The organism is Bartonella sp. MR168JLCBS, assembly GCF_042194175.1.
Window position 1 is genome coordinate 326,317 of the sequence record NZ_JBHIMP010000001.1, and the last position, 12,015, is coordinate 338,331.

A 12,015-nucleotide genomic window follows, 5' to 3' on the forward strand; every position below is an offset into this window, starting at 1 on the left:
AGCACCTCCTGAATATGAGCTTAAACTATTTTCAATAGATAAATATCAAAAAAAGCTCATCAAAATAATGAAGCAAATCTCTACATTCTTGTGCGTGATTACATGATATTTATCAGGGATGTGGGAAGAGCAGATTCTATTCTTTTGTTGATAAGTAAAACTTTATTCATTTGTTTTGTTTAGTACATATTCCATTATAAATATTGGTTCATTCAGTAAATCGAGTTATCTAAAGTCTTTTGGGTGGGACAATAGGCATTGACCAATTTGTCTAGACTCGATAATTGAAAGTATTTTTCATTGGGGGGAAGCATGACGCTGCAATCGCTTTTACAGACATATCGTGACGAAGCGCGTACCGAACGGGACAAAGGTACATATTTTGAGCGTTTTGCTCTTGCTTATCTGACACATGATCCTCTTCAGTTTGGGTGCTATGAAAAGGTTCAAACCTTTAAAGATTGGGCTCGTGAAAATGATTGGAATGGTCATGATACTGGCATCGATCTTGTGGCAAAGATTCGTAATGAAGAGGGTTTTGCGGCAATCCAATGTAAATTTTATGATGCAGCATATCGGATTAGAAAAGCAGATATTGATAGTTTTATTTCGGCATCAGGGAAAGCTCCATTTAAGCGGCGTGTTATTATAGATAGCACTGAAAGTGCTTGGAGTGATAACGCTGAAACAATGATACGGGGGCAGGATATTCCTGTTATACGGATTAATCTTTCCGATATACAACAAAGTCCGATCCGTTGGGAAACTTTTGCAGCCCAGGGCAAAGTTGTGTTGGAGGATAAAAAGAAAATCCGTCCACATCAGCAGGATGCGTTGCGTGATGTGCGTGCTGGGCTTGCTCAAGCAGATCGGGGTAAGCTTATTATGGCTTGTGGTACTGGTAAGACATTTACCAGTCTTAAAATTGCTGAGGATTTAGCGGGTGAAGGCAAGTTTGTTCTGTTTCTTGTTCCTTCCTTGGCACTGATGTCACAGACGGTCCGTGAATGGACAACGGATGCAGAAATCGGATTGAGATCCTTTGCTGTCTGTTCAGATACACAAGTGGGAAAGCGTCGTAAAAATAGTGATGATGTTGCTGAAATTGATGTGTTTGATCTTGCTTTTCCGGCGACAACCGATGCTGCTAAACTTGCAGAACAGGCGGGTAAGAGTGTTGCAGATAGGATGACCGTTGTGTTTGCAACCTATCAATCCATTCAGGTGGTTGCGGATACTCAGAAAAAGTATGGTTTGCCAACATTTGATCTTATCATTTGTGATGAAGCGCACCGTACAACAGGGGCAACGCTGGTTGGAGAGGATGAATCCAATTTTGTTAAGGTGCATTCTAATGATGTTATTCGTGCCAAGAAGCGCCTTTATATGACAGCGACACCACGTATTTTTGGTGATAACGCAAAAAGTCGCGCGAATGAAGCCAATGTTGTTCTTGCTTCGATGGATGATGAAAAGCTTTTTGGTAAAACACTTTTTTATCGGGGGTTTTCTTGGGCAGTACAAAATGATCTTTTAACGGATTATAAGGTTATTGTCTTAGCAATGGACGAAAAATTGGTCAGTTCCGCTGTTCAGAAGCGTCTTAGTGATGACCAGTCTTCACTTGTTCTTGATGATGCAACGAAGATTATTGGTTGTTATAAGGCGCTGACAAAACAAGATCTGAAGGCTGATGTTGGTGCGGATCCACACCCCATGCGTCGTGCTTTGGCGTTTTGTAAAACTATTAAAAGTTCTAAACTGGTGTGTGATGAATTTTCTGCGGTTGTTAGAGAATATCTTGATTATACGAAAGAGGATACGGAAAATGAGCGCTTTCTGAAGTGTGAAATTGAGCATGTTGATGGCACTTTCAATGCGAAGGATCGTGGTGCATTACTTGATTGGCTGAAAGCTGATAGTGGTGAGGATGTTTGTCGTATTTTGACCAATGCACGGTGTTTGTCTGAGGGGGTGGATGTTCCGGCTCTGGATGCGATCATGTTTTTAAATCCACGCAAGAGCCAGATTGATGTTGTGCAAGCGGTTGGGCGGGTGATGCGTCGGTCTGAGGGCAAAAAGATGGGATATGTCATTTTGCCAATTGGTATTCCCTCTGGGATTCCAGTGGAACAGGCTTTGAACAACAATGATAAATATCGGGTTGTTTGGCAAATTTTAAATGCTTTGCGTGCGCATGATGATCGTTTTGATTCGACGATTAATATGGCATCGTTGAGCCAAGATATTAGCAATGTGATTGAGATTATTGGTGTCACGCAGAGCACTGAGTTACAGGCTGTTACAGCTGTTGTAGACAATCTTCCACTACGCGCACAACCGGCACGAGCAGGCATTGGGACACCGGAATATGATTTAACTCGTACAGATCAGTTAAACAAGGAGTTTTCTTTCCCGGTGGATGAAATTTCTCGTGCGATTTTGGCAAAGATTGTCAAGAAATGTGGGACACGTGATTATTGGGAAGATTGGGCGAGCAACATTGCTGAAATTGCTAAGAATCATATCACGCGTTTAACAGGTATTCTGGCAGAGCCAAATACTGAGGCGCGTCAAGCCTTTGACAGGTTTGTGGCAGAACTGCGTGATGATTTAAATGATGCTGTTACAGAAGCTGATGCGATTGAGATGTTGGCACAACATATTATCACGCGTCCTGTTTTTCAGGTGTTGTTTGAGGGGTATCAGTTTACACGTGAGAACCCTGTCTCGCGTGCTATGCAGCGTATGCTTGATGTACTTGATGAGGCAAACCTTGATAAGGAATCCAAAGATCTGGAAAAGTTTTACGCAAGTGTAAAATTACGCGCCAGTGGCATTACGGATCCAAAAGCAAAACAGAGGTTGATTGTAGAGCTTTATGATAAGTTTTTTCGTTATGCTTTTCCACGTACTGTAGAAAAACTAGGCATTGTTTATACCCCCGTTGAGGTTGTGGATTTTATTTTGCACTCTGTCAATGATGTCTTAGAGCAAGAATTTGGGCAAACGCTTGGCTCATCGGGTGTGCACATCATGGATCCCTTTACTGGAACGGGAACTTTTATCACGCGGCTTTTACAATCGGGTCTGATAAAGCCAGAGGAGATGAAACACAAATTTTGTCATGAAATTCATGCCAATGAGATTGTGCTTTTAGCCTATTATATTGCAGCCATTAATATTGAGACGACCTATCATGGTTTGATGGGGGGAGATTATGTTCCCTTTGAGGGAATTTGTTTAACCGATACATTCCAGCTTTATGAGCAAGAAAAAGACCTGATCAGTGATTTGCTGGTGGATAACAGCACACGCCGATCACGCCAGAAGGAACTGGATATTCGTGTTATTGTTGGCAACCCTCCTTATTCTTCGGGGCAAAAAAGTGAAAACGACAATGCGAAAAATATTGGCTATCCTAAATTGGATTGTCGCATTCGTGAAACTTATGCTGCTCAATCCAAAGCGAGTAATGTTAATGGACTTTATGACAGTTATATTCGTGCTATTCGCTGGGCAAGTGATCGCATAAAAGACTGTGGTGTTATTGGTTTTGTGACAAATTCAGGTTTTATCAATGGATATTCTACGAGTGGATTACGAAAAGAATTGAATGAAGAATTTTCAAGCATTTATGTTCTCAATTTGCGTGGTGATATTCGCAAAAATATGATGAGCAAAGGACGTGCTCAAGAAGGGCAAAATGTTTTCGGAAGTGGAAGTATGGCAGGAATTGCTGTGACACTATTTATTAAAAATCCAAATGTCATGGAGCATTGCAAAATTCACTATTACGATATTGGTGATAATCTCACGACAAAAGAGAAATTATCTCAACTTCAGCGGTTGAATAGTGTTGGTGGGATCAAGCGTGCACAAGGCTGGCAGATGATTACACCAGATGAGCATGGCGATTGGTTGAATCAGCGCAACAGTGATTTTGAAAAATTTCTGGCCTTAGGTGATAAGAAGGGCAGTGATAAAAAACTCTTTGAAACGTTTTCTCGTGGGATTATAACTACTCGCGATGCTTGGGCATATAATTCAAGCCGTGGAGCTTTAGCGAAGAATATGCGTAACACGATAACTTTTTATAACAATGAAGTGAAACGTTTTAATAATGTTTATGCGCATTCTGACCGCAAAGTGCGTGCAAATGCTGTGAATGATTTCGTAAATTTAGATGCAAGGAAAATCAGCTGGAGTAGTAGCCTTAAAGAAGAATTGGTAAGAGGAAAGTTTTCTGACTTTGAAAGTAATTGCTTAGTGCAAAGTCTTTATCGTCCTTTTACACGACAGTGGCTTTACTATAGTCGCACCTTTAATGAGAGAGTTTATCAAATGCCGCGTATATTCCCTATGGAAACAGCGGTTGAAAACAGGGTAATACAAGTTACGGGAGTTGGAGCAAGTAGTGGTTTTTCTGTTCTGATGACTAATTATTTATCCAATCTTCATACAATGGATACTGGTCAGTGTTTTCCAAGATATATTTATGAAGATGCTGAGTCCTTAGGAGATAAAGAGAAGGATCAGGTTCATTTGTTTGCAAATTTTGCAGAGGAAAGCAAAGAAACTGGTTTGCAGCGGCGTGATGCTCTCACGGATGAAGGGTTGGTATATTTTAAGGCAGCATATCCTAGTGAAATGATAACAAAGGATGATTTGTTTTATTATGCTTATGGGATTTTGCATTCTGAGGATTATCGTGCACGTTATGCGCATAACTTGTCTAAACAATTGCCACGTATCCCAACAGTTAAAAAGGTAGAGGATTTTTGGGCTTTTGTAACAGCGGGGCGAAAGCTTGGTGATTTACATATGAATTATGAAGAGGTTGAGCCCTATCCTGTTACTTATAAACAGGGTGATCCAAGAACTTGGATGATTTCTGATGAGAAGAGTTTCTACCGTGTTGAAGCAATGAAATTTGCTGGTAAGCGTGGCGCTATTGATAAAAGCACAGTGATTTATAATGCGCATATTACGATGCAGAATATTCCTCTTGAAGCTTATGAGTATGTGGTCAATGGCCGGTCTGCTCTTGAATGGGTTATGGAACGGCAGATTGTCAAAACGGACAAAGCGAGCGGTCTTGTGAATGATGCTAATCGCTATGCTGTTGAAACGGTGGGTAATCCGGCCTATCCTCTGGAATTGTTTCAGCGGGTTATTACGGTAAGCTTGGAAACAATGAAAATTGTGCGCAGTCTTCCAAAATTGGAAGTGAGAGAAACTGAAAAGGTTAAGTTATCCATTGTGCGGTAAAACAGCGCTGTGTCGTAACAAACTGGCACTATCATACACTTTGCCAGCTCGTGGGTATTGCGACAGTTTTTGGCACTTGAGACAAGTCCATAAGAGGCATGCCTTTCTTGTACAGTTTTACGCCACGCAAGCTCTCTTCCCTTGTGATGTGCAAGAAAATGGTTTTGATTGATTCAACAGAGAATAGGTTTAAAATGAGAGAATCTGATGATATTGAGAGATCTCATTCAAGTTGTAGCGTATAAACTTTCCTTATAAATCAATATGTTGTATGTGATAAAACATCTTAGGTAGTAGACGGATAAAATGATGACGCATGCGCTTTAGCGACCGTGATGAATAGCTTTAAGCAGAGCTTGTTCGTTGAGCCTTATGTGAGTAAACCATATAAATGGGGAAGCTGAGAGGAACCTGCCCAGAGAAGTAGGATTGTTTACAAACCGTTGCTGATGGGAATCATCGTCCTTTGAGCGGGGGTGATTGGAAGTGAGCAGGGAGAACGCATTAGACAAGAAGCTGGATTGTTATTGTTTACAGATTGCTAGAGTTTAAAAATTTTCGTTCTTTTTTGGGGAGGCAGCCAAACAAAAAGTGTTTTTAGTGGGAAATGATTTCAAAAAAGATTGCGATAAAAAGTGTGGGATGTTCGTGGTGGTGTGCGTTTTGAGCTTATTCCTATCTGTGATCTAAAATGCCCTTATGAAGATGCTTTGTTGAATGAAGAGATTATTACTAATATATTGGTTTATAATGATAGTTTAAGCTTCTCTCTGTTGAATGAGAAATCTAAGTATCATAAATTTTCTTATTTTAAATCTATTAAAATTACTTCTTTTCATGTCATACGAGGTTGGTATGCTCGTGTTTAAAAAAGGCGAAAGCATGTCTCTTACCAATCATTCCAAGTGGTGTAAGAGCTATCGTAATATTGGGGGCGGTAAAATATAGGATGGGGTGGTTTGTCTTTTTTATGAAGCGTAAAGACGGTGGTATAAATAGATCTCTATAACAAGTCGGGAGATCTTATAGTTGGCTGGGCGCTCTATTTACAAGAGCTTATATATTGAGATGGCATGTACAGATCCCGTGCTGTGAGATATGTTTGGGATGTGAGAGATGTCTTGGGTGAATGTGCAATACAGTGATACGTGTATTGGGGTATTCTGTGTTATATGAGGGTAGCTCTGTCGAGCTTTTATAGAAGCAACCTCGTGTGGAAGGCTATGGAAAGAACGGTATGAAGCGGTTCGTGGGTGGCAAGGTTTTTAAAAAAGTCAGAAGGATAAAGATTAGAATGCGGTTCTGATATAGACTTGAAGCGTTTTAATATATTGGAATATGAGAATGCGGATTTGATTGATCTGTTGTATTGCGCTTTCAGCATTGCTCTTTTTAACAGGATAAGCAATGAAATGGATATCAGGCATTAAATACTTAAGTTCTCGCATCGAGCGCCACATATGGTAATCATGGGTGACGATATAAAGGGTTTTATAGTGGTGTTTTTTGATCCAAGCAGCACTTTCTTTAGCGTTCCCTTGGGTGTTAATCGCTTGATGCCCAATGTCAATACAACAGGAGATAAGCCGTGGGGTAATATGCCTGTTATGCATGAAACCTTTCAGATTGGTTGTGGCGTTTACGCCACTGATAAGGAGTCGTGAACCAAGCCCCTTTTGTAAGAGATGGATTCCTGTCTCTATTCGGTTTTCTCCGCCTGTAAGCACAATGATGGCATCAGCTTTGGGGAGAGGCTTTGGGGGAGAAAGTCGTTCAGTTTTTTCAGAAAAAACAATAAAACCGCCCCAGAAAATGAAAACAATGATTGCAAGAGTAAGTGTTGTCGGTGGAAAATAGCGAAATAAAAAGCACACAGACCAACGATAGTGGGGTGGTTTTGGAAGAGGACGTTCTAAATTGTTTTGCCTCAACGAGTTGGAATGGTAGGAGTGGTAAGTCATAAAATTAAAATAAACCATTTTCACATTGATCGATTTTTTTCAGTTGCGCTAAAATAGTCATGCGGTTTGTAAGAGTGGTAAGAAAAGAAACGAAAATAATAAGAAAAATGATTTTTCCGTAAGGAATGGAACTTATGGAAATATGTCCAAACAAAGCTGTTACTTGGCTAGCTTCCACTCTTCCCAAGTTATAATTCGTCCAGAGACAAAAGGCTAAAAACAGAAATATGCTTGTGAGACCACCATATAAAGCACCACGCAGCGCAGTTTTAAAAAAATGCCAGTCAAATTGGCGGGCAATGAAAAGAGTTTCAGTACCAAGGAAATATAAGACATTGATAATATGCGCATTTTCTGCCAATGCATTGCGGGTGGTAAAAATGATGGTAAGAATAAGAGAGCCTAGAACCAATGCTAAAATTGAAAAACCGATGAAAACAGTGGTGTGTGCCATGGTTGCAAAACGATGGACCCAAACACGGTGATCATCAAATTGACCTCCTGGAATTTGGGTTTTAATGGCGTGATTAATGGCTGCAAAATTGATTTTTTCATCCTCTTTCAGGGTCACAATGATAAGACGGGGAAGGGGCAGTTCATTGACATTAAAGCCTGTTCCAAGCCATGGTTCCAGTAATTTTTCTGTAGCTTTTTGGTCAACAATTTTTGCATCTTGTACACCAGAAAATGTTTTAACCAATTGTACGGCATCACGGAGTGCTTTATTGATATCAACATTGTCCATGGGGCGTATTTGTATTGTTGCTTCATAGCTAATCTGATTACTCCAATTTTGGGCGGCACGTTGGACTAAATCAACACCGATTAAGGTGAGGCTTGAAAGAAATGTCATAATAGCAATCACGGCAACCAGTGCTTTTCCAGAAATATTACCACTGGGAATAATCGCTGTTGTATTTTTTTTATTGCTTGTAAAAATGGGGAAAGACTTATTCATGAATCGTCATCCGTCCGTTATGGAGAAGCATACGCCGTGCTGCAACTTGTTCCATTAAGGCAATATCATGGGTAGCAATGATAACAGCTGTTCCAAAACGATTTAATTCAATAAACAAACGGAGTAGGCGTTTTGCCAAGGGCGGATCGACATTTCCGGTAGGTTCATCGGCAAGTAGAATTTCAGGTTGATCAATGAGCGCGCGTGCAATGGCTACCCTTTGTTTTTCTCCGCCGGAAAGAACTGGTGGTAAAACATGAATATGATCTCCAAGACCTACCCAACAGAGAAGATCTTCCACTTCACTGCGATAGGTTGCCTCTTCTTGTCCTTTAATGCGTAAAGGTAAGGAGACATTTTCATAAGTGGTCATGTGGTCGAGTAAACGAAAATCTTGAAAAACAACACCGATACGTTGTCGCAGCGCAGGGAGCTCTTGTCGTTTGAGTAACGCTGTGTCTGTTCCAAATAAATCAATATGACCGCGGGTGGGTTTGATTGCCAAAAACATAAGACGCATCAACGACGTCTTCCCTGCTCCAGAGGCGCCAGTGAGAAATTGAAATGATCCAGGAGGAATATGAAAGCTAATATCACGAAGGACCTCAGGTCCCATTCCATAGCGTAGACCGACATTTTCAAAATGAATCACTTTTTATTATTACTCCTGATTTTATATTGCATCATTTATTCTAAGAACTCTTACTTTCATTACTTTAGATTTTTGTTGTAAGCTTGGTTATTTTAGATTTCATGGTTTTCAATATTTTTTACACACCCTCGTTATAGATAAATATTTTTGCTCAAAAATATTATCACTTATACTTTCTCTTTTTAGCTTTATCTATGATTTTAGCAGGAATTTCAAAGTGATTCTAGCATAAACATCAGAACTATTTTTCCTTCTTTCTCAGAGGCTTTTTTGCATTGAGTGGGTACTGGGTGATTTTAAAAAGCTATGTTGCTCTTTTTATCTCACTTTCTTATTCCTATTCGCATTTATATTCCAATCTTAGCATCTTCCAATCGTGAAGTTTTTTCTTCTATTGTTTCTTATTTGTTATGAAGAAAGGCGTTTGTTGTTAGAGTTGTTGAGCTTCCCATGAATTGTTTTGTTTTTTTATTCTCATGGGTGGTTTTCGTAACAATGCTAGGATAATTTTAGCAGAAAAACAAAAACCACCGTATGTTGTGTTTCTTCGTGGTTTCTTTAATTTTGTCGGTTGGCAATAAGATCTTCAACAACTTGTGGTTCGGCAAGAGTTGAGATATCTCCGAGAGTATCAAAATCGTTTTCGGCGATTTTTCGTAAAATACGTCTCATAATTTTTCCTGATCGCGTTTTGGGAAGCTGTGGGGAAAATTGAATTTTATCCAATATGGCAATGGAGCCTATTTCCTTTCTCACATGTTTAATAAGCTCTTCTTGTAACTCTTCATTTGGAGCCGTCCCTTCCATTAAGGTGATAAAACTATAAATTCCTTGTCCTTTAATGGGATGCGGGTAACCCACAATGGCTGCTTCTGATACAGCGGGATGAGAAACGAGGGCTGATTCAATTTCAGCAGTTCCTAACCTGTGCCCCGAGACATTGAGAATGTCATCAACCCGCCCTGTAATCCAGTAATAGCCGTCACTATCACGCCTACAACCATCGCCTGTAAAATATCTTCCTTTATAGGAGGAAAAATAAGTTTGAATAAAGCGCTCATGATCTTTATAAAGCGTGCGCATTTGTCCTGGCCATGAATCACTGATACAAAGATTGCCTTCTGCTTCACCTTCTAAAATATTGCCTTGAGCATCAACAATTTGGGGTTGAACACCAAAAAAAGGACGTGTGGCTGATCCTGCTTTGAGGGGGGTTGCACCAGGCAAGGGCGTGATCATATGCCCTCCTGTTTCTGTTTGCCACCATGTATCGAGAATCGGACAACGGTCATTTCCAACTGTATGATAAAACCATTCCCATGCTTCTGGGTTAATCGGTTCTCCTACCGTGCCTAAAAGACGCAACGATGTCCTGTTTGAGTGTTCAACAAACGAATTTCCTGCTCCCATTAAGGTGCGGATAGCTGTTGGTGCGGTATAGAGTGTATTGACTTGATGCTTGTCGACAATTTCCCAAAATCTTCCTTTATCAGGAAAGGTTGGTGTGCCTTCAAACATTAAAGTGGTTGCACCATTGCATAAAGGTCCATAAACCAAGTAAGAATGACCGGTAATCCAACCAATATCAGCTGTACACCAGTAAATTTCATCAGGGTGATAATCAAAAACGTATTGATGTGTCATTGCGGCATAAACAAGATAGCCCGCTGTAGTATGCAAAACACCTTTGGGTTTGCCGGTGGAGCCTGAAGTATAAAGAATAAAAAGCGGATCTTCAGCGTTCATTGGTTCTGGTGGGCAGTCTGTTTTGGCATGAGCTATCTCTTCGTGGTACCAAAAATCACGTCCCTCTATCCATTGAATGGGTCCACAAGTCCGCCGTATAACCATGACTTGGTCCACATGCACGTTTTGGCGCGCTGCTATCTCAATAGCATGATCAACATTGTCTTTTAAGTTGATCCGTTTGCTGCCACGCAAGCCTTGATCAGCGGTAATGATGAAGGTTGATTCGCAGTCAACAAGGCGTCCTGCTATTGCCTCAGCAGAAAAGCCAGCAAAGATAACCGAATGAACGGCACCAATGCGGGCACACGCGAGCATAGCATAGGCTGCTTCGGGAATCATGGGGAGATAAATGGTTACTTTATCGTCTTTTTTAATACCACGACTTTTCAAAAGATTAGCAAAACGACAAACATGTTCATAAAGCTCGTTATAGGTTATTTTTTTATCATGATAAGGATTATCTCCTTCCCAAATAAGCGCGATTTTTTCTCCATGGGTTTTCAGGTGGCGATCAATGCAGTTATAGGCAACATTTGTTATTCCATCTTCGTACCATTTTATTGATACATCTCCATTAAAGGAAGTGTTTTTTACTTTTGTATAAGGTTTAAACCATTCAATGCATTTTCCATGTTTTGCCCAGAAGCTTTCTGGATCATTGACGCTTTCTTGATACCATTGTTGATAGGTCTCCTCATTGATAAGCGCATTTTTTTTGATTTCTTCTGATATTGGATAAATTTTTTCAGTCATGTGTCCCTCTTTTAATTTATTGTTTGGAAAAATTTGCCTCTATACTTTCGTATGTTTATATTTTTGGCAGAGTTTTCCAAAAGCTTTTCATTGCGAGGTTAGACTAAATGACAAAGATTAGAATAGTCAATTTTTAAAATCATCTGTGTTTGTCTTTACGTTTATATTTTAAGAGAGCTTTTTTATGCTGTTTTAGGGGGTAACGTGTGACAAAGTATATCGTCATAAAGAGCTGTAAATTGTATAGAAATACAAAAAGATCGTATTGTTGTAGAGAGAGCTCTTTATGTGCCGATAAGAAATTAAATTTTAAAAACAAATTCATATAAAAGTTAAAAGGAGATGGGGATTCGTAGATTATCGGCATTATTTATAAAGTCATTTTCGAAGGGCGAATATTGCCACACTACAGATTTATTACTTCCATAAATGTAAAATACTGACACTTAGTGTTTTGCGTTATGCCATTCACTGATTGTACTAGGAAATGGTATTGGGAGCAAGGACAAATGTTCCTTCAAGATCCACTTAAGGCTAGGAACGCATTGAAAATCTAAAATTAATTCTTGCTTGTTTTTTAGGGAAAGGAAAAAATCAAGTTAACTATCCGATTGTGCACGCCCTAAAAATATCATCCTTTAAAGCAGTGTTATAAACATGCTGGGTAATTT

Annotated in this window: 6 protein-coding genes; 2 read left to right on the top strand and 4 right to left on the bottom strand. The window is 39.8% G+C overall.

Features of this window, described 5'->3' with window-relative positions:
* The first annotated feature begins 312 nt into the window (after positions 1-312).
* Both ACFIK8_RS01280 and ACFIK8_RS01285 read left to right on the top strand, forming a co-directional pair.
* Positions 313-5,271 carry a DEAD/DEAH box helicase gene (locus ACFIK8_RS01280; RefSeq protein WP_375668863.1) on the top strand — a complete coding sequence of 1,653 codons (4,959 nt, stop codon included), beginning with the start codon at positions 313-315 and terminating at the stop codon, positions 5,269-5,271.
* A 635-nt stretch (positions 5,272-5,906) separates the two neighbouring features.
* Entirely contained in the window at positions 5,907-6,140 is a 234-nt protein-coding gene (locus tag ACFIK8_RS01285) for a hypothetical protein (RefSeq protein ID WP_375668864.1), read from the top strand.
* Between the two features lie 420 nt (positions 6,141-6,560).
* Here ACFIK8_RS01285 and ACFIK8_RS01290 read toward each other — a convergent pair whose 3' ends face one another.
* From ACFIK8_RS01290 to acs, 4 genes are all read right to left on the bottom strand, one after another.
* Entirely contained in the window at positions 6,561-7,250 is a 690-nt protein-coding gene (locus ACFIK8_RS01290) for a YdcF family protein (RefSeq protein WP_375668865.1), read from the bottom strand.
* Complete coding sequence (locus tag ACFIK8_RS01295) at positions 7,237-8,190, bottom strand: cell division protein FtsX (RefSeq protein ID WP_375647345.1); 954 nt, start codon at positions 8,188-8,190, stop codon at positions 7,237-7,239. The genes ACFIK8_RS01290 and ACFIK8_RS01295 overlap by 14 nt, the downstream gene beginning before the upstream one ends.
* Complete coding sequence (ftsE, locus tag ACFIK8_RS01300) at positions 8,183-8,842, bottom strand: cell division ATP-binding protein FtsE (RefSeq protein WP_015856996.1); 660 nt, start codon at positions 8,840-8,842, stop codon at positions 8,183-8,185. The genes ACFIK8_RS01295 and ftsE overlap by 8 nt, the downstream gene beginning before the upstream one ends.
* A 558-nt stretch (positions 8,843-9,400) precedes the next feature.
* The gene (gene acs, locus ACFIK8_RS01305; protein ID WP_375652690.1) at positions 9,401-11,344 is read right to left on the bottom strand and encodes an acetate--CoA ligase; all 1,944 of its coding nucleotides are present in this window, start codon (positions 11,342-11,344) and stop codon (positions 9,401-9,403) included.
* Positions 11,345-12,015 lie beyond the last annotated feature (671 nt).

Excerpts from the sequence above, each read along its gene's own strand:
- ACFIK8_RS01280 (WP_375668863.1), top strand. The coding sequence starts at position 313 with ATGACGCTGCAATCGCTTTTACAGACATATCGTGACGAAGCGCGTACC.
- ACFIK8_RS01290 (WP_375668865.1), bottom strand. The coding sequence starts at position 7,250 with ATGGTTTATTTTAATTTTATGACTTACCACTCCTACCATTCCAACTCG.
- ACFIK8_RS01295 (WP_375647345.1), bottom strand. The coding sequence starts at position 8,190 with ATGAATAAGTCTTTCCCCATTTTTACAAGCAATAAAAAAAATACAACA.
- acs (WP_375652690.1), bottom strand. The coding sequence starts at position 11,344 with ATGACTGAAAAAATTTATCCAATATCAGAAGAAATCAAAAAAAATGCG.